The following is a 22,751-nucleotide window of genomic DNA, read 5'->3' as shown; positions in this document are numbered from 1 at the left end:
ACGGCCCGGGGCCGCGGGCGATAGTAAGTCCCGTGCTCATAAGACTTCTCCGGACCCACCTACGGCCGTATCGAAAACCCATCGCGCTGCTCGTGCTGCTCCAGTTCCTGCAGACCTGCGCGAGCCTCTACCTGCCGACCTTGAACGCCGACATCATCGACAACGGCGTCGTGCACGGGGACACCGGCTACATCCTCCGGTTCGGCGCCCTGATGGTCGGCGTCTCCGTCGTGCAGGTCGTCTGCAACGTCGGGGCCGTGTACTACGGCGCGCGGACCGCGTCCGCCCTCGGCCGGGACGTGCGCGGCGCCGTCTTCGACCGGGTGCAGTCCTTCTCCGCCCGGGAGCTGGGGCACTTCGGCGCGCCCTCGCTGATCACCCGCACGACCAACGACGTGCAGCAGGTCCAGACGCTGGTCCTCATGGCGTTCACGCTGATGGTCTCCGCGCCCATCATGTGCGTCGGCGGCATCGTGATGGCGCTCGGCCAGGACGTGCCGCTCTCGGGCGTGCTGCTCGCGGTGGTGCCGGTGCTCGGCGTCTCCGTGTCGCTGATCGTGCGGCGGATGCGGCCGCTCTTCCGGACCATGCAGACGCGCCTCGACACGGTGAACCGGGTGCTGCGCGAGCAGATCACCGGCAACCGGGTCATCCGGGCCTTCGTGAAGGACGGGTACGAGGAGGAGCGCTTCCGGGGGGCCAACGGCGAGCTGACCGACGTGTCGATGGCGACCGGCCGGCTGATGGCGCTGATGTTCCCGACGGTGATGACGGTCGTGAACGTGTCCAGCGTGGCCGTGGTCTGGTTCGGCGCGCACCGCATCGACGGCGGCGACATGGAGATCGGCGCGCTGACCGCCTTCCTCGCCTATCTGATGCAGATCGTGATGGCCGTCATGATGGCCACCTTCATGTTCATGATGGTGCCGCGCGCCGAGGTCTGCGCCGAGCGCATCGAGGAGGTCCTCGCGACCGACTCCAGCGTGGTGCCGCCGGCCGACCCGGTGACGGCGCTCGACCGGCGCGGGCACCTGGAGGTCAGGAGCGCGGAGTTCCGCTACCCGGGCGCGGAGGAGCCGGTCCTCAAGGACGTCGGGCTCGTCGCCCGGCCCGGCGAGACCACCGCGATCATCGGTTCGACGGGCAGCGGCAAGTCGACCCTGCTCGGGCTCGTGCCCCGGCTCTTCGACGCGACCGGCGGCGAGGTCCTCGTGGACGGCGTGGACGTCCGCGCCCTCGCCCCCGCCCTCATGGCCAGGACCGTCGGACTCGTGCCCCAGAAGCCGTACCTCTTCTCGGGGACGGTGGCGACGAACCTGCGGTACGGGAAGCCCGACGCGACCGACGAGGAGCTGTGGCACGCCCTGGAGGTCGCCCAGGCCGCCGACTTCGTACGGAAGCTGGAGCACGGTCTGAACGCGCCGATCGCGCAGGGCGGCACCAACGTCTCCGGCGGGCAGCGGCAGCGGCTCGCCATCGCGCGGACGCTCGTGCAGCGGCCGGAGATCTACCTGTTCGACGACTCGTTCTCCGCGCTCGACTACGAGACGGACGCCCTGCTGCGGGCCGCGCTCGCCGAGGAGACGGCCGACTCGACCGTGGTGATCGTCGCCCAGCGGGTGTCGACCATCCGGGACGCCGACCGGATCGTGGTCCTCGACGAGGGCCGGGTCGTGGGCACCGGGCGGCACCACGAGCTGATGGCGGACAACGGGACGTACCGGGAGATCGTGCTCTCCCAGCTCACCGAGGCGGAGGCAGCCTGATGGCCGGTCCTGGCGGACGCATGATGGCCGGTGGCGGCCCCGACCAGCGGTCGATGGACTTCAAGGGCTCGGGCAGGCGGCTGCTGAGGCAGCTCGCGCCGGAGCGCGGGACGCTCTGGGTGATGCTGGTCGCCGGCGTGCTCTCGGTGGCGGCCTCCGTGGTCGGGCCGAAGATCCTGGGCCGGGCGACGGACCTGATCTTCGCCGGTGTGATCGGACGGCAGACGGACCCGGGCACGACGAAGGCGGAGACCCTGGAGCGACTGCGCGCCGGGGGGCAGGACGGCATGGCGGACATGCTGTCGGGGGTCGACTTCACCCCGGGGCAGGGGATCGACTTCTCGGCCGTGGGCGGGGTGCTGCTCCTGGTCCTCGCGGTGTACGTGGCGGCGGGCCTGCTGATGCTGGTCTCCACCCGGCTGTCGATCAAGGTGATCAACCGGACGGTCTACCGGATGCGGGAGGACGTCCAGACGAAGCTGGCGCGGCTGCCGCTGTCGTACTTCGACAGGGCCAAGCGCGGCGAGGTGCTGTCCCGGGCGACCAACGACATCGACAACATCTCGCAGACGCTCCAGCAGTCGATGGGCCAGCTCGTCAACTCGCTGCTCACGATCGTGGGCGTCCTGGCGATGATGTTCTGGATCTCGCCGCTGCTCGCCCTGGTGGCGCTGGTGACGGTGCCGGTGTCGGTGTTCGTGGCGGCGCGGATCGGCAAGCGCTCGCAGCCGCACTTCGTGCAGCAGTGGAAGTCCACGGGCACGCTCAACGCGCACATCGAGGAGATGTACACCGGGCACGCCCTGGTGAAGGTCTTCGGGCGGCAGGAGGAGTCCGCGCGGGACTTCCGCGAGCAGAACGAGGCGCTGTACGAGGCCGGGTTCAAGGCGCAGTTCAACTCCGGCGTGATGCAGCCGGTGATGTTCTTCGTGTCGAACATCAACTACGTCCTGGTGGCCGTGGTCGGCGGTCTGCGGGTGGCGAGCGGCACGCTCTCCATCGGCGACGTGCAGGCCTTCATCCAGTACTCGCGCCAGTTCTCGATGCCGCTGACGCAGGTGGCGTCGATGGCGAACCTGGTGCAGTCGGGCGTGGCCTCGGCCGAGCGGGTCTTCGAGCTGCTCGACGCGGAGGAGCAGGAGCCGGACGCCCCGACGGGCGAGAGGCCCCTGGAGTCCGAGGGCCGGGTCGCCCTGGAGCACGTCTCCTTCCGCTACGAGGAGGACAAGCCGCTCATCGAGGACCTGTCCCTGACGGTGGAGCCGGGCCAGACCGTCGCGATCGTCGGTCCGACGGGCGCGGGCAAGACGACCCTGGTCAACCTGCTGATGCGGTTCTACGAGGTGACGGGCGGCCGGATCACCCTGGACGGGGTGGACATCGCGAAGACGTCCCGCGAGCGACTGCGGAGCGGGATCGGGATGGTCCTCCAGGACACCTGGCTCTTCGGCGGGACGATCGCGGACAACATCGCGTACGGCGCGACGCGTCCGGTGACCCGGGAGGAGATCGAGGAGGCGGCGCGGGCCGCGCACGCCGACCGGTTCGTCCGGACCCTGCCCGACGGGTACGACACGGTCCTCGACGACGAGGGGGCGGGGGTGAGCGCGGGCGAGAAGCAGCTCATCACCATCGCGCGCGCGTTCCTCTCCGACCCGGTGATCCTCGTCCTGGACGAGGCCACCAGCTCGGTCGACACCCGCACCGAGGTCCTGATCCAGAAGGCGATGGCCCGCCTCGCCCACGGCCGCACCTCGTTCGTGATCGCCCACCGGCTCTCCACGATCCGGGACGCGGACGTGATCCTGGTGATGGAGAACGGCTCGATCGTCGAGCAGGGCACGCACGAGGAGCTGCTGGCGTCGGGCGGGGCGTACTCCCGCCTGTACGCGGCGCAGTTCGCGCAGGCGGTCGTCGAGGTCGAGTGACGGCGGACGGCCCGTACCGCTCCACGGGCGGTGCGGGCCGCGGGCCGGTCTCAGTCCAGGTACCCCCTGAGCTGGTCCGCGTAGGCGTGGTCGCGGAGTTTGTTGAGGGTCTTGGACTCGATCTGGCGGATGCGTTCGCGGGTGACGCCGAAGAGCTGCCCGATCTCCTCCAGGGTGCGGGGGCGGCCGTCGTCGAGGCCGTAGCGGAGCTGGACGACCTTGCGTTCGCGTTCGCCCAGGGTGGAGAGGACGTCCTCCAGGTGGCGGCGCAGGAGGAGGAAGGCGGCGGACTCGACCGGGGAGGCGGCGTCGCCGTCCTCGATGAGGTCGCCGAGGGCGACGTCCTCCTCCTCGCCGACGGGGGTGTGCAGGGAGACCGGTTCCTGGGCGAGGCGGAGGACCTCCCCGATGCGCTCGGGGGGCAGGTCCAGGTGGGCGGCGACCTCTTCGGCGGTGGGCTCGTAGCCGCGTTCCTGGAGCATGCGGCGCTGGACGCGGATGACCCGGTTGATGAGTTCGACGACGTGGACGGGGACGCGGATGGTGCGGGCCTGGTCGGCGAGGGCGCGGGACATGGCCTGGCGGATCCACCAGGTGGCGTACGTGGAGAACTTGTAGCCGCGCGCGTAGTCGAACTTCTCGACGGCCCGGATGAGGCCGAGGTTGCCCTCCTGGACGAGGTCGAGCATGGTCAGGCCCCGGCCCACGTACCGCTTGGCGACGGAGACGACGAGGCGGAGGTTGGCCTCGATGAGCCTGCGCTTCGCGATCCTGCCGAGGACGACGAGGCGGTCCAGGTCGCCGGCGAGGCGGGTGTCCAGGTCCGGGGTGCCGGCCAGTTTCTCCTCGGCGAAGAGGCCGGCCTCGACGCGGCGGGCCAGTTCGACCTCCTCCTCGGCGGTGAGGAGGGGGATGCGGCCGATCTCGCGCAGGTACTGGCGGAAGAGGTCGGAGGAGGGGCCGTTGCCGCCGGGGTCCGGGCGGCCGCGCGGGGCCGGGACCGGGACCGCGGGCTCCTCCACCTCCTCGACGGCCTCCGCCCGGTCCTGCTGGTCCTGCTGGTCCTGCTGGTCCTGCTGGTCCTGCGGCACGGTCTGGGTCTGCACGGCGGGCGACCTCCAGGAGGAGCGGAACGGCACCGTCGTCCAGTGTGGGGTACGACACATCGCCGCCACGAGGGGCGTGCGGTGACTTTTTGAGTCCGCCGGGTGACCGTGCGTCAGAGCGCGGCGGCGCCGTTGTTCCGCAGGGACTGCCCGTACTGGGTGAGCACCCACAGCTCGTTCTGCACGGCCGCGACCTTCTCCGGGTCGCCGTTCGGGCCGAGGCGGGCCAGGGTGCCCTGGACGTCGCGGATGCGGCGGTCGACGGCGCGCAGGCGGACGGTGACGAGCTGGTCGCCCGCGTAGGCCTCGTCGACCGTCTTGGCGAAGATCGTCTCGACGGCGAGTTCGGTGACGAGGGCGCGGACCGTGTCGTTCGGGGCGGCCGCGCGGACGGCGTCGAGGTAGTCGGCGGGGGCGCCGGTGGCGCCGCCGGCGTCCTGGACGCACTGGCGCACGGCCGCGTAGGGCGGGGCGGTGAACTCGTCGACGCCGTAGGCGTCGAAGGCCGGGGAGACCAGTTCGGGCCGCTGGAGGGCGAGCTTGAGGAGTTCGCGCTCGGTGCGGTGGGCGGGGCTGCGCAGGTTGAGCGCGGGGCCCGGCGGGGCCACGGGGGCCTGGATCGCGGGCGTCTCGCGGCGCGGCCGGTGGTCGTCCGTACGGCCCCGGCCGCCGCGGTCGCGCTGCCAGTGGGCGATCTGGCTGACCCGGTGCACGACGAACCGCTCGTCCATGATCCCGAGCATGCCCGCGAGTTGGACGGCGACGCCGTGCCGCACGGCCAGGTTCTTGAGCTTGGCGACGATCGGGGCGGCCTCGTCCAGGGCGGCGGCCCGGCCCGCCGGGGTCTCCAGGTCGTAGCGCCGCACGATCTGGCGGAGGGCGAACTCGAAGAGCGGGGTGCGGGGTTCGACCAGGTCGGCGACGGCCTCGTCGCCCTTGGCGAGCCGCAGGTCACAGGGGTCCATGCCCTCGGGGGCGACCGCGATGTACGTCTCGGCGGCGAACTTCTGGTCGTCCTCGAAGGCGCGCAGGGCGGCCTTCTGGCCGGCGGCGTCGCCGTCGAAGGTGAAGATGACGCGGGCCGAGCCGTTGTCCATGAGGAGGCGGCGGAGGATCTTGACGTGGTCGCCGCCGAAGGCGGTGCCGCAGGTGGCGATGGCGGTGGTGACCCCGGCGAGGTGGCAGGCCATGACGTCGGTGTAGCCCTCGACGACGACGGCCCGGCTGCTCTTGGCGATCTCCTTCTTGGCGAGGTCGATGCCGTAGAGGACCTGGGACTTCTTGTAGACCGGGGTCTCGGGGGTGTTGAGGTACTTGGGTCCGTTGTCGTCGTCGCGGAGCTTGCGCGCGCCGAAGCCGACGATCTCGCCGCCGACGTCCTTGATCGGCCACATGAGCCGGCCGCGGAAGCGGTCGATGGGGCCGCGGCGGCCGTCCTGGGAGAGTCCGGAGAGGATCAGCTCCTTGTCGGAGAAGCCCTTGCCGCGCAGGAAGCGGGTGAGGTGGTCCCAGCCTGCCGGGGAGTAGCCGACGCCGAAGTGCTCGGCGGCGGCCTGGTCGAAGCCGCGCTCGGCGAGGAACTTCCGGCCGATCTCGGCCTCGGCGGAGCCGAGCTGTTCGGCGTAGTAGCGGGCGGCGGCCTGGTGGGCCTCGATCAGGCGGATGCGCTCGCCGCGCTGGTGGCCGGGGTTGTAGCCGCCCTCCTCGTACCGCAGCGTGATGCCCGCCTTGGCGGCGAGGCGCTCGACCGTCTCCGAGAAGGAGAGGTGGTCGATCTTCATCACGAAGGCGATGGTGTCGCCGCCCTCCTGGCAGCCGAAGCAGTGGAAGAGTCCCTTGCTCGGGCTGACCTGGAAGGAGGGCGACTTCTCGTCGTGGAAGGGGCAGAGCCCCTTGAGGTTCCCGCCGCCCGCGTTGCGCAACTGGAGGTATTCGGACACGACGGCGTCGATCGGGACGGCGTCCCGCACCGCCTTCACGTCGTCGTCGTTGATCCTGCCTGCCACGCGTGAAGTCTACGGGGAGGCGGGGGTGATCAGATCAGCCCGTCCAGGGGTACGGAGGGGTCCGCGAGGGCCTCGGGGTCCACCGGCATCCGGGAGCGGACGAGGTTCCGGATCGGCTCTGTGACGTCCCACACGTTCACGTTCATCCCGGCGAGGACGCGGCCTTCCTTGAGCCAGAAGGCGATGAACTCGCGCTTGCCGGTGTCGCCGCGGACCACGACCTGGTCGTACGAGCCGGGGGGCGCCCAGCCCGAGTACTCCATGCCCAGGTCGTACTGGTCGGTGAAGAAGTAGGGCACGCGGTCGTACGAGACGGGCTTGCCGAGCATGGCGCGGGCGGCGGCGGGGCCGCCGTCGAGGGCGTTGGCCCAGTGCTCGACGCGCAGCCGGGTGCGCAGGAGCGGGTGGTGGGCGGCGGCCACGTCCCCGGCGGCGAAGATGTCGGGGTCGGAGGTGCGCAGGGACTCGTCGACGGCGACGCCGCCGCCGTCGGCCCGGTCGACGAGGGCGAGCCCGGAGTTCTCGGCGAGGGCGGTGCGGGGGGCGGCGCCGATCGCGGCGAGGACGGCGTGCGCCGGGTGCTCCTCGCCGTCGTCGGTGCGGACGGCGAGGACCAGGCCGTCCTGGCCGACGATCTCGGTGAGCCGGGCGCCGAAGTGGAAGCGGACGCCGTGGTCGCTGTGGAGGTCGGCGAAGAGCTGGCCGAGCTCGGGGCCGAGGACCCGGTGGAGCGGGGTGGGGTCGGCCTCGACGACGGTGACCTCGGCGCCGTAGCCACGGGCGGCGGCGGCGGCCTCCAGGCCGATCCAGCCGCCGCCGGCGATCACCAGGTGTCCGTTGTCCCGGCCGAGTCCGGCGAGGACCTGGCGGAGCCGGTCGGCGTGGGCGAGCCGGCGCAGGTGGTGGACGCCGGTGAGGTCGGTGCCGGGGACGTCGAGGCGGCGGGGCTCGGAGCCGGTGGCCAGGAGCAGCTTGTCGTAGCGGATGACGGTGCCGTCGCCGAGGCGGACCGTGCGGGCCTCGCGGTCGATCGCGGTGACGGCCTGTCCGAGGTGCAGCTCGACGTCGTTCGCCGCGTACCAGGCGGGTTCGTGGACGAGGGTGCTGTCGCGCTCCTTCGCGCCGGTGAGGTAGCCCTTGGAGAGGGGTGGGCGCTCGTAGGGGTGGTCGCGTTCGTCTCCGATGAGGATCACCCGGCCGTTGAACCCTTCGGCGCGCAGGGTCTCCGCCGCCTTGGCCCCTGCCAGGCCCCCGCCGACGATGACAAAGGTCTGATCTGCGTCGACCACGTCGTTTCCTCCTCGTTGCGACCGGTTCCAACCTACGCCCCCGGGCGTTCTTCGGGCCGTACCGCCCCGGGGCCGCATGCGAGCGTCCCGCACGGAGGGGGACGGCGGAAGAGGGCCGTACGGTCCCTCACCGCACCCGCGGCTGGTGGAAGCGGGCGTGGAGGGCGCGGGCGGAGGCGTCGGTGAGGGAGGCGATCTGGTCGACGACCACGCGCTTGCGGGCCCGGTCGTCGGGGGCCTTGTCGTACGCGGCGCGGAACTGCGGTTCGAGGCCGTCGGGGGCGCGGGCGACGAGCGCCTCGGCGAGTTCGGCGACGACGATCCGCTGGTCGGCGCGGAGGGCCTCCTGCTCGGCGCGCTGCATCACGTACCGGTCGGCGACGGCCTTGAGGACGGCGCACTCGTTGCGCGTGGAGCGGGGGACGACGAGCTCGGCGGCGTAGCGGGTGAGGCGGCCCGAGCCTCCCCCAGTGCCTGAACGGCCTGGGCGGTGCCCCCATGCCTGCCGGGTGGCGCCCTCGGCGGCGAGGCAGAAGCGGCCGATGAGCTGGCTGGTGGCGTCCTTGAGGCGGGCCTGGGCGACGGCCGAGCCGTCGTAGCCGTGCGGCCACCACTCCTGGTCGACGAGCCGGTCCAGGGCCTCGGCCAGCTCCTGCGGGTCGGTGTCCTCGGGTACGTAGCGGCCGATGGCGACCTGCCAGATGTCGGCGCGCTCGGGCTCGGCGAGGAGGAGGTTGGGGTCGATGTGCCCTGCGTGCAGGCCGTCCTCGAAGTCGTGGACCGAGTAGGCCACGTCGTCGGACCAGTCCATGACCTGGGCCTCGAAGCACTTGCGGTGGGCGGGGGCGCCCCGCCGGACCCACTCGAAGACGGGCAGGTCGTCCTCGTAGACGCCGAACTTGGGCGAGCCGGGGTCCTGGGGGTGGCCGCCGCGTCCCCAGGGGTACTTGGTGGCGGCGTCGAGGGCGGCGCGGGTGAGGTTGAGGCCGACGCTGACGAGTTCGCCGTCGGCGTCCTTGACGAAGCGCTTGGGCTCGATGCGGGTGAGGAGGCGGAGCGACTGGGCGTTGCCCTCGAAGCCGCCGCAGTCCTTGGCGACGTCGTTGAGCGCCTGTTCGCCGTTGTGCCCGAAGGGCGGGTGGCCCATGTCGTGGGAGAGGCAGGCGGCCTCGACGAGGTCGGGGTCGCAGCCGAGGGCGGCGCCGAGCTCGCGGCCGACCTGGGCGCACTCCAGGGAGTGGGTGAGCCGGGTGCGGGGGCTGGCGTCCCAGGCGTGGCTCCTGGTGCCGGGGGTGACGACCTGGGTCTTGCCGGCGAGGCGGCGGAGCGCGGCGGAGTGCAGCACGCGGGCGCGGTCGCGCTGGAAGGCGGTGCGGCCCGGCTGCTTGTCGGGCTCGGGGTCCCAGCGCTCGGTCGCGGCGGGGTCGTATCCGGGGATCTCGGGGGTGTCGGTGCTGTCCTTGGTGTCCTTGATGCCTTCCATGTCCCCGAAGGTAACCGGAGGGGCCGACAGAAGCGCTCAGACGACGGCGAGTTCCCGCCCGTGGAGGGCGGCGGAGGCGGCGAGCGCGCGGTCGTGGCGGTGGAGGACCAGGCGGGCGAGGGCCGGGTGGGCGCCGAGCGGTGCGGCGGCGATCCAGGGGGTGTGGGCGGCGGCGCGGGCGGCGAAGAGGCCGGGGGCGGTGAAGCAGGAGGCGACCGCGATCCGGTGGCGGCCCCGGGCGGCGAGGGCGGCGACGGCCTCGGGGACGGTGGGCGCGGCGGCGGAGGCGTACGCGGGGACGACGGGCACGCCGCCGAGGCGCTCGCCGAGGAGGGCGGCGATGCGGCGGGTCTCGGCGCCGGACCGGGGGTCGCGGGAGCCGGCGGCGGCGAGGACGACGCCGGTGGTGCGCGGGTCGTGGGCGTCGGGGTGTCCGTCGGGGCTCCAGCCCGCTTCGGCGAGGCGGCCTGCGAGGGCCTCGGCGAGGAGGGGGTGGGCGCCGAGGGGCGCGGCGACGCGGGCCCGGAGACCGGATACGGCGGCGACGGCGGCGGGCAGGTCGTGGGTGACGTGGTGGCCGGGGGCGAAGAGGAGGGGGACGAGGACCGCCTCCCTCCCCTCGGCGGCGAGGTCGGCGAGGGTCTCGTCGAGGAGGGGGGCGTTCAGCTCGATGTGGGCGAGGCGCACGTCGAGCCCGGGACGGAGCGCGCGGACCCGGTCGAGGAGCCGGAGGAGGGTGGCGCGGGCGCGGGGGTCGCGGCTGCCGTGCCCGACGGCGACGAGGGCCGCCGGCCGGCGGGCGGGGGCGGTGCGGTGGTGCGCGGGGGCGGTGCGGTGGTGCATGGCGGGTGTACCTCCTCGTCGGACTTCCCCTGCGGGAGGCCGTACGGACGCACCCGGCCGGACTCCTCCGGCGGGCGGCCACGGGGCGGGGGCGTCGGCGCCTCCGGCGGGTGGGGGCGGGGTGAAGGCGTCCGCGCCTCCGGCGGACCGGTGCCGGAGGGGAACGGCCGTGCCTCCGGTGGGCGGGTGCCGGACGACGGTGTCCGTACCTCCGGTGGGCGGGTGCCGGACGACGGTGTCCGGGCCCCTGGCGTCCGTACTCCCGGCGGGCGGATGCCGGGTGGAGACGTCCGTGCCTCCGGCAGGCCGGTGACGGACGACGGTGTCCGTGCTCCCGGCGTCCGGGGCCCCGGCGGGCCGGTGTCGGGCGAGGGCGGCCGTACCTCCGGCGGCAGCGCCCCCGGCAGGCGGCCCCCCGCGCAGCGGTTGCCGTACGGGTGTACCTCGCCGAGACGGTTTCCGAGGTGCTCGGTGATTCTGCCGAGCAGCTCGGCGGTGGTGTCGAACGTGCTGTCCGGCTCCGTCATGGACCGATCCTGGCGGTGGCACGTTGCCGGTCCGTTGCGGCCGGGGGCACGGCTGTTTTCCACGGCCTCACCGTCGCCGTGCGCGCCCTGTCAGGTCGCTTCCGGGCGCCACGCGTACCGGACGTCCGGTTCGCGCTCCTCGTTGCGCGAGCCGTCGGTGTGCTCGGCGGCGACGAAGCCGTGCCGTTCGTAGAAGCGCCGCGCCGGGGCGTTGACCTGGAACGTCCAGAGCTCCAGGCCGGCCGGGCTGCGCCGCTTGGCCAGGTGCACGAGCCGGTCGCCGACGCCCCGGCCGCGCCACGGCGGGTCGACGTAGAGCTGGTCGAGCTCCTCGCCGTCCAGGACCATCACGGCGACGGCCGAGCCCCCGGCCGTCGCCACCCAGGTCTCCCGGTGGGGGACGAGCAGCTCCCGGAACCAGGCCCTGACCTCGTCGTCCGTGTGCGCCCGGCGCACGTCCGGGAGCGCCGCCGCGTAGGAGCGCAGCCAGACCTCGGCTGCCGCCCCGGCGTCGGAGCCGGCCGCGCGGCGGACGACGAGGTCGTCGATCTTCGTGTCCTTCATGATCCGGATCGTACGGAGCCCGCCGCCTCCCCTCCCCTCTTTTTTCGTTCCGAATCACGGAATATCTTTTCCACCATGAGAATGTCCCCCGCGCCGCTCCCCCGGCGCGCCGCCGCCGAGTTCATCGGCACCGCCGCCCTCGTCGCCGTCGTCGTCGGCTCCGGCATCCGCGCCGACTCCCTCAGCCAGGACACCGGCGTCCGGCTGCTCGCCAACGCCTCCGCCTCCGCGCTCGGCCTCGGGCTGCTCATCGCCCTCATCGGCCCGCTCTCCGGCGCCCACTTCAACCCCGTCGTGACGCTCTCCGAGTGGTGGTCCCGGCGCCCCGAGCGCGGCGGGCGCGAGGCCCTCGCCTACATCGGCGCCCAGCTCGCGGGGGCCGTCGCGGGCGCCCTGCTCGCCGAGGCGATGTTCGGCCGGACGCCCGGCGCCTGGGCCACCGAGCCGCGCGCCGCGCTCCACCTGCTGCTCGGCGAGGCCGTCGCCACCGCCGGGCTCGTCCTGGTCGTGCAGGGCCTGCGGCACATCGGCCGCCCCGCCCTCGCCCCGGTCGCCGTGGCCGGCTACATCGGCGCGGCGATCTGGTTCACCTCCTCCGGCTCCTTCGCCAATCCGGCGGCCACCGTCGGCCGTTCCCTCTCCGACTCCTTCACCGGGATCGCCCCCGCCTCGGTGCCCGCCTTCGCCGCCGCGCAGCTCCTCGGGATGCTGGGCGGCCTGGTCCTGGCCGGTGTGCTCTACGGAACAGACGGGGCGTCCGGTGAACCGAACGCGGCCGAGGCGCGTCGGACGGGGTGACAGCAGACCGCTCCCCCGGAGGTTCCCGCATGCCGGCACGGTTCACCCGGTGGCTCCCCCGCACCGTCAGGGCCCGCCGCCGCGCCGTCCAGGCCGTGATGGCGGCCGCCGTCCTCGCGCTCCTGCCCGCCGCCTGGATGCACACGGCCGCCGCCGGGAAGCTCCGCACCACCGCCGACGTGCCCGCCCGGGACGTCGCCGTCGTCTTCGGCGCCGGACTGTGGAAGGGCCGCCCCACCCCGTACCTCGCGCACCGGCTCGACACCGCCGCCGAGCTGTACCGCACGGGCAAGGTGCGGGTCCTCCTCGTCACGGGCGACAACAGCCGGACCGCGTACGACGAGCCCAGCGCCATGCGCGCGTACCTCACCGGGCGCGGGGTGCCGGACGGACGGATCGTCAGCGACTACGCGGGCTTCGACACCTGGGACTCCTGCGTCCGGGCCAGGAAGGTCTTCGGCGTCGACCGGGCCGTCCTCGTCACGCAGGACTTCCACGTCAAGCGGGCCGTCGCGCTGTGCGGCCGGGCGGGCGTCGACGCGTACGGGGTCGGGGTCGCCGAACCCCACGACCGTACCTGGTACTACGGCACCACCCGGGAGGTCCTCGCGGCGGGCAAGGCAGCCCTCGACGCCGGCCTGCGGCCCGATCCCCGCTTCCTCGGCCCGGAGGAGAAGGGCGTCACCGAGGCGCTGGCGTCGCCCCGCGCGCGGTGAGGCCGGACGGCCCCTCACCCTCCGCCGCCCGCCCGGCGGAGGGCATGGCACCGCGCCCGTAATGCGCCGCGCCGCCCCGCGTAACACGCCCGTCCCACCCTGACCGCATGTCCGACGCCACCGCCGTCCCCACCCACTGCCCCTACTGCGCCCTCCAGTGCGGGATGTCGCTGCGCCCCACCGGCGACCCCGGGCTGCCCGCCGAGGTGGTCGAGCGGACCGGCTTCCCCGTGAACCGGGGCGCCCTGTGCGGCAAGGGCCGCACCGCCCCCTCCGTGCTCTCCTCCCGGGTCCGGCTCACCGGGCCCCTGGTCCGCCGCCCCGACACGGGCGCCCTGGTGCCCGCGTCCTGGGAGGAGGCGCTCGCCGCCGTCGCCGACGGGCTGCGCCGGACCCGCGCCGACCACGGCCCCGATGCCGTGGGGGTCTTCGGCGGCGGCGGCCTGACCAACGAGAAGGCGTACTCCCTGGGGAAGTTCGCCCGGGTCGTCCTCGGCACCTCGCAGATCGACTACAACGGGCGCTTCTGCATGTCGTCGGCGGCCGCCGCGCACCAGCGGGCCTTCGGCCTCGACCGGGGGCTCCCCTTCCCCCTGGAGGACGTCCCGCGGACCGGGTGCGTGATCCTCGTCGGCTCCAACCTCGCCGAGACCATGCCGCCCGCCCTGCGGTACCTCACCGAGCTGAGGGAGAACGGCGGAAGGCTGATCGTCGTCGACCCGCGCCGCACCCGCACCGCCGAGCAGGCCGACCTGCACCTGGCCCCGCGCCCCGGCACCGACCTCGCGCTCGCCCTCGGCCTGCTGCACCTCGTGGTCGCCGAGGGACGGGTGGACGAGGAGTTCGTACGGGAGCGGACCACCGGCTGGGAGGCCGCCCGCGCCGGGGCCATGTCCCACTGGCCCGAGCAGGTCGAGCGGATCACCGGGGTGCCCGTGCCGCTGCTGCGCGAGGCGGTCGCGATGTTCTGCGACGCCGACGGCGGCATGGTGCTGACCGCGCGCGGCCCCGAGCAGCAGTCCAAGGGCACCGACACCGTCGGCGCCTGGATCAACCTGTGCCTGGCCACCGGCCGGGCGGGCAGGCCGCTGAGCGGGTACGGCTGCCTCACCGGCCAGGGCAACGGCCAGGGCGGCCGCGAACACGGCCAGAAGGCCGACCAGTTGCCCGGCTACCGCAAGCTCGACGACCCGGCCGCACGCGCGCACGTGGCCGGGGTGTGGGGCGTCGCGCCCGAGTCGCTGCCGGGGCCGGGGCGGAGCGCGTACGAGCTCCTCGACGCGCTCGGCGGGGACGTGAAGGCCCTGCTCCTCATGGGCTCCAACCCGGTGGTCTCCGCCCCGCGCGCCGCGCACGTCGAGGAGCGGCTGCGGTCGCTCGGCTTCCTCGCCGTCGCGGACGTGGTGCTCTCCGAGACCGCCGCGCTCGCCGACGTCGTGCTGCCCGTCACCCAGTGGGCGGAGGAGACCGGCACCCTGACCAGTCTGGAGGGGCGCGTGCTGCTGCGCCGCCGGGCGCTCGACCCGCCCGCCGGGGTGCGCGGCGACCTGGAGGTGCTGCACGGACTCGCGGAGCTCCTCGGGGACGGCAGCGGGATCGAGAAGGGCTTCCCCGTCGACCCCGAGGAGGTCTTCGAGGAGCTGCGGCGCGCCTCGGCCGGCGGACCCGCCGACTACGCGGGCATCGACTACCGGCGCGTCGAGGAGGAGCAGGGCGTGTTCTGGCCGTGCCCCGCGACCCCGGAGGGCGCCGCTCCGCACCCGGGGACGCCCCGGCTGTTCCTGGACCGGTTCGCGACGGCCGACGGGCGGGCCCGGTTCGTGGCGGTGACGCACCGGGCGGCGGCCGAGGAGACGGACGCCGAGTACCCGGTCGTCCTGACCACGGGCCGGGTGGTGTCCCAGTACCAGTCGGGGGCGCAGACCCGGCGGGTCGAGGAGCTGAACGCGGCGGCGCCCGGCCCCTTCGTGGAGCTGCACCCGAGGCTGGCCGAGCGGATCGGGGTGGCCGAGGGCGAGCGGATCACGGTGGTCTCGCGGCGCGGCCGGGCCGTTGCGCCGGCCCGGATCACCGCGTCGATCCGGCCCGACACCGTCTTCATGCCGTTCCACTGGGCGGGCGAGGGCCGGGCCAACACGCTGGTGAACCCGGCGCTCGACCCGGTCTCCCGCATGCCGGAGTTCAAGGTGTGCGCGGTGCGCCTGGAGCGCGCCTGAGGCCGGCCCCGAACGTGCGCGGCGCGCCGGGAACGCCGCTACGGGCGGTCGAACCAGTCGCCGCTCTCGATCACCGGGCCCAGGGGCGCGTCCGGCGCCGCCAGGAACACCCAGGCCGGGACCCGCGCCCCGTCCCGTACCCGGACGACGTCCTTCGCCACCCGCTCGTAGCCGACGGGCAGTTCGAGGCGGTCGAGCAGGCCGAACAGCTCGCCGTAGGCGCCGGGCGCGGGCGTGAGCAGGGTGCCGACCACCCGGCCCTTCTCCGCCGGGACGACGTACGGATAGCCGGGCCCGTCGTGCAGGACCGCGCCGTCGAGGACGGCGTCCGTCTCGGCACCGATCCGGCCGGCGAGGAACCGGTCGTGGTTGTACGCCCCCGGGCGGAGCGTCCCGTACACGAAGAACGGCAGCTCGTCGGCGGCCACCGGGCCCTCGACCGCCGGGTCCGGCGAGGTCTCCCGCTCGACCCAGCGGGCGTACCCCTCGCTCACCCGGGTGACCCGGGTCGCGAGGATCTCGGGCGTCTCGTAGTCGTGGGCGGCGAGGAGGTGCGCCTCCAGGGCCGGGTGGCGTGCCTCGGTGGTCTTGAACTCCACCTGCCACTCCTCGGTGCTCTCGATCGCGCCCCGCCAGTGGTAGACGGAGGTGAGGGGCCCCGAGACCTGCGCGCAGGCGGCGAGCCGGGCCTCGACGGCGCCGCGCGCCAGGGCGTCGGCCTTGGCGCACGCGTCGGTGGTGGTGCGGACGGTGACGATCACGTCTCCACCGTACGGGCGAACTGGGCCGCGTGCAGCCGGGCGTAGGCCCCTCCGGCGGCGAGCAGCTCCTCGTGGGTGCCCTGCTCGGCGATCGCGCCGCGCTCCATCACCAGGATGGTGTCGGCGTCGCGGATCGTGGAGAGCCGGTGGGCCACGACGAAGCTGGTGCGGCCCGCGCGCAGCGAGGACATGGCCCGCTGGACGAGGAGTTCGGTGCGGGTGTCGACCGAGCTGGTGGCCTCGTCGAGGACGAGGATCACCGGGTCGGAGAGGAAGGCGCGGGCGAGGGTGACGAGCTGCTTCTCGCCGGCGCTGAGGCCGCCGCCGTCCTCGTCGAGGACGGTGTCGTAGCCGTCGGGCAGGGTGCGGACGAACCGGTCGGCGTGGGCGGCCCGCGCCGCCGCGACGATCCGCTCCCGGGAGACCTCGCCGGGGACCCCGTAGGCGATGTTCTCGGCGATGGTGCCGCCGAAGAGCCAGGTGTCCTGGAGGACCATGCCGGTGCCGGAGCGCAGCTCCTCCCGGGTCATCGCGGCCGTGTCGACGCCGTCGAGGGTGATCCGGCCGCCGGTCGACTCGTGGAAGCGCATGAGCAGGTTGACCAGGGTCGTCTTGCCGGCGCCCGTGGGGCCGACGACGGCGACGGTCCGGCCGGGCTCGACGGTCAGGGAGAGGTCCTCGATCAGCGGCCGGTCGGGGTCGTGGCGGAAGGAGACCTCCTCGAAGGAGACCCGGCCGCGCAGCGGTTCGGGCCGCAGGGGCTCGGCCGGGTCGGGGCTCTCCTCCTCGGCGTCGAGGAGGTCGAAGACCCGCTCGGCGGAGGCCACCCCGGACTGGAGCAGGTTGGCCATGGCGGCGACCTGGGTGACGGGGCCGTTGAACTCGTACGCGTACTGGACGAAGGCCTGCACGTCCCCGACGGTGAGGGTGCCGGTGGCCACCCGGAGTCCGCCGACCACGGCGACGGCCACGTAGTTCAGGTTCCCGACGAAGGTCAGGGCGGGCTGGATGAAGCCGGAGACGAACTGGGCGCGGAAGCTCGCCCGGTACAGCTCCTCGCCCAGCTCGTCGAAGCGGCGCACGGCCTCCTCGCGCCGCCCGAAGACGACGACCTCGGTGTGGCCGGTGACCATCTCCTCGACGTGGCCGCCGAGCCGGCCCGTGACCGCCCACTGCTTCGCGAACTGCGGCTGGGCGCGCCGCCCGACGAAGGCGGCGACGGCGAGGGAGACGGGGACGGTGGCGAGGGCGACGAGGGCGAGCAGCGGGGAGATCCAGAACATCGCCGCGAGGACGCCGACCAGGGTGAGCAGGGCGCGCACCATCTGGCTGAAGGCCTGCTGGAGGGTCTGGGTGATGTTGTCGATGTCGTTGGTGGTGCGGGAGAGGACCTCGCCGCGCGGCTGCCGGTCGAGGTGGGAGAGGGGCAGCCGGGCCAGCTTGTGCTGGGCCTGCTCGCGCAGGCGGTGTCCGGCGCGCTGGACGACGGCGGTGGCGATCCGCTGCTGGATCCAGATGAAGACGGACGAGCCGAGGACGACGGCGGCGGAGAGGGCGAGGACCCGGCCGACGGCGGTGAAGTCGACCCCGGCGGGGCGGGTGACGCCGGTGACGACGAGGTCGGTGGCGCGGCCGAGGAGGAGGGGGCCGAGGACGGAGAGGGCGACGCCGGCGGCTCCGGCGGCGAGGAGGGCGAGCAGCCGGGCGCGGTCGGGGGCGAGGGTGCGCAGGAGGCGCAGGCCGGAGGCGCGGAAGGAGAGGGAGCGTTCGAGGGAGGGGACGGCGAGGCCGGGGCCGCGCTGGGGCGGGGGGCCGGTGCGGGCGGGGGCGGTGGGGGTCCGGTCGCGGGGCCCGTCGCGGCCGGGGGCCGTGGCCCGGGAGTCCTGGGGGGCCTGGGAGCCCTGAGGGTCCTGGGAGCTGCGGGGCGTCGTGGTCGTGCTCACGCGGCCTCCTCCTCGGTGAGCTGGGAGAGGACGATCTCCCGGTAGGTGGGGTCGTCCCGCAGGAGGGACGTGTGGGTGCCGGTGGCGACGACCCGGCCCCGGTCGAGGACGACGATCCGGTCGGCGTGGCGGACGGTGGAGATCCGCTGGGCGACCACCACCACGGTGGAGCCGGCCGTCTCCTCGGCGAGCGCGGCCCGCAGTCGGGCGTCGGTCCCGGGGTCGAGGGCGGAGAAGGAGTCGTCGAAGAGGTAGAGGCGGGGCCGGGCGGTGAGGACGCGGGCGATGGCGAGCCGCTGGCGCTGGCCTCCGGAGAAGTTGGCGCCGCCCTGGGAGACGGGCGCGTCGAGCCCCTCGTCGAGCTCCCGGACGAAGTCGGCGGCCCGGGCGGTCTCCAGGGCGTGCCACAGCTCCTCGTCGGTGGCGTCGGGCTTCCCGTAGCGGAGGTTGGAGGCGATCGTGCCCGAGAAGAGGTACGGCTTCTGGGGGACGAACCCGACGGTCCCGGCCAGGAGGGCGGGGTCGAGGGTGCGGACGTCGGTGCCGTCGACGAGGACCCGGCCCTCGGTGGCGTCGAAGAGGCGGGGCACGAGCCCGAGGAGGGTCGACTTGCCGCTGCCGGTGGAGCCGACGATCGCGGTGGTCTCGCCGGGCCGGGCGACGAGCCCGACGCCGTGCAGGACGGGTTCCTCCGCGCCGGTGTAGCGGAAGCCGACGCCGTCGAGTTCGAGCCGTCCGGGGCCGTGGAGCTCGCGGACCGGGTGCTCGGGCGGGGGCACGGAGGAGCGGGTGGCGAGGACCTCGCGGACGCGTTCGGCACCGGCCTCGGCGCGCGGCATGTGCATCAGGAGGAAGAGGGCCATCATCACGGACATGGAGGTCTGGAGGAGGTAGCCGAGGAAGGCGACGAGCCCGCCGGGCTGGAGCGCGCCGGCTTCGATGCGGTGGGCGCCGACGTACACCAGGGCGACGGTGGTCAGCTCCCAGACCACCAGGACCGTGGGGAACATGAGGGCCTGTAACCGGCCGGCCCGCAGGCCGACGGCGAACAGCTCGTCGTTGGCGGCGGCGAACCGTTCCCGCTCGTGCCGGTCGCGGACGAAGGCGCGGACGACCCGGACGCCGGTGATCTGTTCGCGCAGGATCCGGTTGGCCCGGTCGACGCGGAGCTGCATGCCCCGGAAGAGGGGCCGCAGGCGCAGCACGACGGTGCCGACGGCCCCGGTCATCACGGGCACGAAGAGGACGAGGACGAGGGCGAGCGGCACGTCCTGGCGCAGGGCCATGGCGATGCCGCCGGCGCACAGGAGCGGGGCGGCGACCAGCATCGTCAGGACGAGGACGGTGAACGTCTGGATCTGCTGGACGTCGTTGGTGGTGCGGGTGACGAGGGAGGCGGCGCCGAAGCGGCCCCGCTCCCGGGCGGAGAACTCCTGCACGCGGCGGAAGACCTCGGAGCGCAGGTCGCGGGCGACGCCCATGGCGACGCGGGCGCCGACGTAGGTGGCGGCGGCGGCCGCCGCGACCTGGAGGAGGGTCACGGCGGCCATCGCGGCGCCGCCGGAGAGGACCCGGCCGGTGTCCCCGCGCAGGACGCCCCGGTCGATGACGCCGGCGTTGAGGGCGGGCAGGGCGAGGGAGGACAGGGTCTGGACGAGCTGGAGGGCGGCGAGGAGGACGAGGAGGGTCCGGTACGGCCGGAGGCGGGGGAGGATCAGCCGGAACAGCACGGTGCCGCCTCCTCACGCGCCGTACGGGCGGACGGACTTGGCGTCCCTGAGCGCGTGGCCCCACCAGGCGAGCTGGTCGAGGAGGACCTTGGCCGCGCCCTCGGCGCCGGCCGGGTCCTTGTGCCGCCCGTCCTCGTCGAACTGGCCGTGGGGGTGGTGGAAGGAGACGGTGTCCCGGACGGTGACGGCGTGCAGCTCGGCGAAGACCTGGCGGAGCTGCTCGACGGCCCGCAGGCCGCCGGAGACCCCGCCGTAGGAGACGAAGCCGACGGGCTTGGCCCGCCACTCGGTGTAGTGCCGGTCGATCAGGTTCTTGAGGGAGGCGGGGAAGGAGTGGTTGTACTCGGGGGTGAGGACGACGAAGGCGTCGGCGGCTTCGAGGGCCGGGGTGACCTCGGCGAGTTCGGCGCGGACGGCCGGGGAGGGGTCGTACGAGAGGGAGGTGGGGAGCTCGATCCCGGCGAGGTCGACGACCGTGACGGCGAAGTCCTCGCGCCCGGCGAGGCGGGAGAGGAACCAGTCGGCGAGGACGGGGGCGAAGCGCCCTTCGCGGTCGCTGGCGACGACGAGGGCGAGGGAGAGGGGGGCGGAGGGAGCGGGGGAAACGGCGGGCTGCGTGGAGTTCGTGAGGTCCATGCGGATGATCGTGGTACCTCGAGTTTGGTTGAGGTCAAGCGGTTCCCCGGGCCGGACGGGGAGGAGGCGGGGGCGCGGCCTACGGTGGGGGCATGACGACCCCTCCCCGTGGCGAGGACACGACACCCTCTCCCGCCTCCCCCGCCGACGACCGCGTCCACGTCGAGGCCGACGGCGTCCCGGCGGCCGATCCGGAGCTGCTCGGCGCCCTGACGAGCGGTTACGGCCACTTCACGGCGATGCAGGTGCGGGACGGGCGCGTGAAGGGGCTCGGGCTCCACCTGGAACGGCTCGACCGCTCGACCCGCGAGCTCTTCGGCCGGGGCCTGGACGGCGGACGGGTCAGGGGCCTGGTCGCGGGTGCCCTGGAGGCCGCCGGACGGCGGGACGCCTCGGTCAGGGTGTACGTGTACGAGGGGGCCCGCACGGTCGTGACCGTCCGCGCCCCGGCCCCGGGCGGGCCCGGCGCCCCGCAGCGCCTGACGAGCGTGGCGTACGAGCGTCCGGCCGCGCACCTCAAGCACCTGGGCGGCTTCGGGCAGCGGTACCACGGCGAGGCGGCCCGGCGCGCGGGGTACGACGAGGCCCTGCTGACCTCCCCGTCGGGCGAGGTCGCCGAGGGAGCCGTCACCAACGTCGCCTTCTGGGACGGGACTTCGCTGGTCTGGCCGTCGGCGCCCTGCCTGCACGGCGTCACCATGGCCCTCCTGGAACCGCTCCTGGGCTCGGTCCGTCGGCCGGTCCTCCTGTCCGACCTGCCCCGCTACCGGGCCGCCTTCGTGACGAACTCGCGGACGATCGCGCCCGTGACGGCGATCGACGGGACGGCGTTCGCGGTGGACGGGGAGCTGATGGGGCGGGTGCACGCGGCGTACGGGAGCGTGCCGCCGGAGGAGGTCCACCCCTGAGGAGGCCTCGGTCACCCGTTCGGCGCGGATCACGACCCGGCGTGTCGAGAATGGCTCCGACCTGCGGAAACGCCCGCGATCCAGGCGGCACGCCGTATCGAATGGCCTCATCCTGACGCCCCCTCAGGAGGCGGCGGGCGCGCGGCGGACTTTATCTCGGTCACAGAAGGTCCGGCTCCGGGACGTCCCTCCCGGGAGGACCGTCCCGGCATGACCGTACGCGCGCTCCGGAGGACCCCATGCGCACCACTGCCCGTCTGTTCACCGGTACCGCGCTGACGGTCGCCGCGCTCGGGGCGTTCGCCGCCCCGGCGGCGCACGCCGGCGAGGAGTGGAACGAGACCGAGGGGCGGCACGAGACCCTAGAGGTCTACCCGTCGTCCGCGGCCCCCGGCACCACGGTCACCGTCAACACCCTCGCCTGCGGCAAGAACGGGCGCGGCGTCGGCGACGCGAACGCGCTCGGCGCGGGCGACTTCCACCTGAAGCCGAGCACGCACAAGGAGATCGTGGTCGGGCAGTTCACCGTGCCCGAGCACGCCCGGGCCGGTACGTACGGCATCAGCGTGGCCTGCGACAACGGCAAGACGGCCCGGGGCGACCTGACCGTCACGCACCGGCGCCCCAGCGGTCACGTCCAGACGGGCGTCGGGGGCAGCGTCGGCCCCGACACCACCCAGGTCGCGGCGGGCGCGGCGGTGCTGGCCGCGGCCGCCGTCGGCGGTGCCTGGCTCCTGCGCCGCCGGGCGAGCGGCGCGCGGGGGCACTGAGACACCGCCCGTTCCTGCCCCCGCCGCACGCCCCCACGGGCCCGGCGGGGGCAGGACCACATCCGGACACACCCGGGTACACCCGGGCAACGCCCCTCAGCAGACGAAGGGATCGCAGGTGAGCAACAGGAGCAAGGGCTGGGGCGTGGCGGTGGCCGCCTGCGTGGGCATCTGGCTCGTCCAGAACGGCGCGGAGACCGTCACCCCGCCCGTGCCGTCCGCCGCCCAGGCCTTCGCCGCCGGGCCGAGCGTCCACACCGACGCCGCCGCCGACCCGCTGCCGCCCTCGGCGCCCGTACGGCTGCGCATTCCCGAGACCGACGTGGACGCCCCGATGACACGGCTGGGCCTGGCGGCGGACGGCTCGCTCGACGTGCCGCCGGCGAAGGACCGGAACCTGGCGGGCTGGTACGGGGGCGGGACCGCGCCCGGCGCCAAGGGCACCGCGATCGTCGCGGGCCACGTCGACAACGCGGACGGGCCCGCCGTCTTCTACACCCTCGGCGCGCTGAAGAAGGGCCACCGGATCGAGGTGGACCGGGAGGACGGGCGCACCGCCGTGTTCACGGTCGACGCGGTCGAGGTGTACGAGAACGACGCCTTCCCGGACGACAAGGTGTACGACGAGGCGGGCCGGGCCGAGATCCGGGTCATCACCTGCGGCGGCGGCTTCTCGAAGAAGAACGGCTACCAGGGGAACGTGGTCGCCTTCGGGCACCTCATCGGGGTCAGGGAGCCCACCTCCTGACGGCCACGTCCAC

General features: G+C 74.1%; 18 protein-coding genes. 8 read left to right on the top strand and 10 right to left on the bottom strand.

Annotation, left to right across the window (positions count from 1 at the left end):
* The first annotated feature begins 32 nt into the window (after positions 1 to 32).
* On the top strand, positions 33 to 1,766 hold the full coding sequence (locus ACFYNX_RS07495) for an ABC transporter ATP-binding protein (protein ID WP_365538018.1): 1,734 nt from the start codon (positions 33 to 35) through the stop codon (positions 1,764 to 1,766).
* Complete coding sequence (locus ACFYNX_RS07490) at positions 1,766 to 3,694, top strand: ABC transporter ATP-binding protein (protein ID WP_388658667.1); 1,929 nt, start codon at positions 1,766 to 1,768, stop codon at positions 3,692 to 3,694. Before ACFYNX_RS07495 ends, ACFYNX_RS07490 begins: the two co-directional genes overlap by 1 nt.
* Before the next feature lie 50 nt (positions 3,695 to 3,744).
* Here the strand turns inward: ACFYNX_RS07490 and ACFYNX_RS07485 are convergent, their stop codons facing one another.
* From ACFYNX_RS07485 to ACFYNX_RS07460, 6 genes are all read right to left on the bottom strand, one after another.
* The gene (locus ACFYNX_RS07485; RefSeq protein WP_388658664.1) at positions 3,745 to 4,860 is read right to left on the bottom strand and encodes an RNA polymerase sigma factor; all 1,116 of its coding nucleotides are present in this window, start codon (positions 4,858 to 4,860) and stop codon (positions 3,745 to 3,747) included.
* 53 nt (positions 4,861 to 4,913) lie between these two features.
* On the bottom strand, positions 4,914 to 6,806 hold the full coding sequence (gene dnaG, locus ACFYNX_RS07480) for a DNA primase (protein ID WP_388658661.1): 1,893 nt from the start codon (positions 6,804 to 6,806) through the stop codon (positions 4,914 to 4,916).
* Between the two features lie 29 nt (positions 6,807 to 6,835).
* Positions 6,836 to 8,095: an NAD(P)/FAD-dependent oxidoreductase gene (locus tag ACFYNX_RS07475; RefSeq protein WP_388658658.1), complete on the bottom strand. Its 1,260-nt coding sequence runs from the start codon at positions 8,093 to 8,095 to the stop codon at positions 6,836 to 6,838.
* Between the two features lie 127 nt (positions 8,096 to 8,222).
* A complete protein-coding gene (locus tag ACFYNX_RS07470) occupies positions 8,223 to 9,578 on the bottom strand; it encodes a deoxyguanosinetriphosphate triphosphohydrolase (protein WP_365538029.1) in 1,356 nt (451 codons plus the stop codon).
* A gap of 36 nt (positions 9,579 to 9,614) precedes the next feature.
* Positions 9,615 to 10,421: a sirohydrochlorin chelatase gene (locus ACFYNX_RS07465; protein WP_388658654.1), complete on the bottom strand. Its 807-nt coding sequence runs from the start codon at positions 10,419 to 10,421 to the stop codon at positions 9,615 to 9,617.
* 617 nt (positions 10,422 to 11,038) lie between these two features.
* Positions 11,039 to 11,512, bottom strand: coding sequence for a GNAT family N-acetyltransferase (locus ACFYNX_RS07460; protein WP_388658651.1), 474 nt, complete (start codon positions 11,510 to 11,512; stop codon positions 11,039 to 11,041).
* 75 nt (positions 11,513 to 11,587) lie between these two features.
* Here ACFYNX_RS07460 and ACFYNX_RS07455 point away from each other — a divergent pair, with 75 nt between their 5' ends.
* The 3 genes from ACFYNX_RS07455 to ACFYNX_RS07445 all read left to right on the top strand — a co-directional run bounded on the left by ACFYNX_RS07455 (position 11,588) and on the right by ACFYNX_RS07445 (position 15,242).
* On the top strand, positions 11,588 to 12,310 hold the full coding sequence (locus tag ACFYNX_RS07455) for an aquaporin (RefSeq protein WP_388658648.1): 723 nt from the start codon (positions 11,588 to 11,590) through the stop codon (positions 12,308 to 12,310).
* A gap of 29 nt (positions 12,311 to 12,339) precedes the next feature.
* Positions 12,340 to 13,026: an ElyC/SanA/YdcF family protein gene (locus ACFYNX_RS07450; protein ID WP_365538039.1), complete on the top strand. Its 687-nt coding sequence runs from the start codon at positions 12,340 to 12,342 to the stop codon at positions 13,024 to 13,026.
* A 107-nt stretch (positions 13,027 to 13,133) separates the two neighbouring features.
* On the top strand, positions 13,134 to 15,242 hold the full coding sequence (locus ACFYNX_RS07445; RefSeq protein WP_365538042.1) for a molybdopterin oxidoreductase family protein: 2,109 nt from the start codon (positions 13,134 to 13,136) through the stop codon (positions 15,240 to 15,242).
* Positions 15,243 to 15,280: 38 nt separating this feature from the next.
* Here the strand turns inward: ACFYNX_RS07445 and cutA are convergent, their stop codons facing one another.
* From cutA to ACFYNX_RS07425, 4 genes are read right to left on the bottom strand one after another with little or no spacing between them, the layout of a single operon-like run.
* Positions 15,281 to 16,003: a divalent cation tolerance protein CutA gene (gene cutA / locus ACFYNX_RS07440; RefSeq protein WP_388658644.1), complete on the bottom strand. Its 723-nt coding sequence runs from the start codon at positions 16,001 to 16,003 to the stop codon at positions 15,281 to 15,283.
* Positions 16,000 to 17,946 (bottom strand): ABC transporter ATP-binding protein, encoded by a 1,947-nt coding sequence (locus ACFYNX_RS07435; RefSeq protein WP_388658642.1) that lies wholly within the window; start codon positions 17,944 to 17,946, stop codon positions 16,000 to 16,002. Before ACFYNX_RS07435 ends, cutA begins: the two co-directional genes overlap by 4 nt.
* Entirely contained in the window at positions 17,943 to 19,676 is a 1,734-nt protein-coding gene (locus ACFYNX_RS07430) for an ABC transporter ATP-binding protein (protein ID WP_388658639.1), read from the bottom strand. Before ACFYNX_RS07430 ends, ACFYNX_RS07435 begins: the two co-directional genes overlap by 4 nt.
* A 12-nt stretch (positions 19,677 to 19,688) precedes the next feature.
* The gene (locus ACFYNX_RS07425; protein ID WP_388658636.1) at positions 19,689 to 20,312 is read right to left on the bottom strand and encodes an NADPH-dependent FMN reductase; all 624 of its coding nucleotides are present in this window, start codon (positions 20,310 to 20,312) and stop codon (positions 19,689 to 19,691) included.
* Between the two features lie 92 nt (positions 20,313 to 20,404).
* Between ACFYNX_RS07425 and ACFYNX_RS07420 the strand changes: the two genes are divergently transcribed.
* From ACFYNX_RS07420 to ACFYNX_RS07410, 3 genes are all read left to right on the top strand, one after another.
* Positions 20,405 to 21,220 carry an aminotransferase class IV gene (locus ACFYNX_RS07420; RefSeq protein ID WP_388658633.1) on the top strand — a complete coding sequence of 272 codons (816 nt, stop codon included), beginning with the start codon at positions 20,405 to 20,407 and terminating at the stop codon, positions 21,218 to 21,220.
* 239 nt (positions 21,221 to 21,459) lie between these two features.
* On the top strand, positions 21,460 to 21,990 hold the full coding sequence (locus tag ACFYNX_RS07415; RefSeq protein ID WP_125668252.1) for a hypothetical protein: 531 nt from the start codon (positions 21,460 to 21,462) through the stop codon (positions 21,988 to 21,990).
* 118 nt (positions 21,991 to 22,108) lie between these two features.
* Entirely contained in the window at positions 22,109 to 22,738 is a 630-nt protein-coding gene (locus ACFYNX_RS07410) for a class F sortase (RefSeq protein WP_365538055.1), read from the top strand.
* Positions 22,739 to 22,751: the final 13 nt, after the last annotated feature.

This window comes from Streptomyces sp. NPDC007872, assembly GCF_042868165.1.
GTDB lineage: Bacteria > Actinomycetota > Actinomycetes > Streptomycetales > Streptomycetaceae > Streptomyces.
This window is presented reverse-complemented; position numbering and strand designations above follow the sequence as displayed.

What these genes read in the sequence shown, in the direction of transcription:
- ACFYNX_RS07450 (WP_365538039.1), top strand. Translation starts at nt 12,340, where the DNA reads ATGCCGGCACGGTTCACCCGGTGGCTCCCCCGCACCGTCAGGGCCCGC.
- ACFYNX_RS07465 (WP_388658654.1), bottom strand. Translation starts at nt 10,421, where the DNA reads ATGCACCACCGCACCGCCCCCGCGCACCACCGCACCGCCCCCGCCCGC.
- ACFYNX_RS07470 (WP_365538029.1), bottom strand. Translation starts at nt 9,578, where the DNA reads ATGGAAGGCATCAAGGACACCAAGGACAGCACCGACACCCCCGAGATC.
- ACFYNX_RS07485 (WP_388658664.1), bottom strand. Translation starts at nt 4,860, where the DNA reads ATGTGTCGTACCCCACACTGGACGACGGTGCCGTTCCGCTCCTCCTGG.
- ACFYNX_RS07490 (WP_388658667.1), top strand. Translation starts at nt 1,766, where the DNA reads ATGGCCGGTCCTGGCGGACGCATGATGGCCGGTGGCGGCCCCGACCAG.
- ACFYNX_RS07445 (WP_365538042.1), top strand. Translation starts at nt 13,134, where the DNA reads ATGTCCGACGCCACCGCCGTCCCCACCCACTGCCCCTACTGCGCCCTC.
- ACFYNX_RS07415 (WP_125668252.1), top strand. Translation starts at nt 21,460, where the DNA reads ATGCGCACCACTGCCCGTCTGTTCACCGGTACCGCGCTGACGGTCGCC.
- ACFYNX_RS07455 (WP_388658648.1), top strand. Translation starts at nt 11,588, where the DNA reads ATGAGAATGTCCCCCGCGCCGCTCCCCCGGCGCGCCGCCGCCGAGTTC.
- ACFYNX_RS07425 (WP_388658636.1), bottom strand. Translation starts at nt 20,312, where the DNA reads ATGGACCTCACGAACTCCACGCAGCCCGCCGTTTCCCCCGCTCCCTCC.
- ACFYNX_RS07460 (WP_388658651.1), bottom strand. Translation starts at nt 11,512, where the DNA reads ATGAAGGACACGAAGATCGACGACCTCGTCGTCCGCCGCGCGGCCGGC.
- ACFYNX_RS07420 (WP_388658633.1), top strand. Translation starts at nt 20,405, where the DNA reads ATGACGACCCCTCCCCGTGGCGAGGACACGACACCCTCTCCCGCCTCC.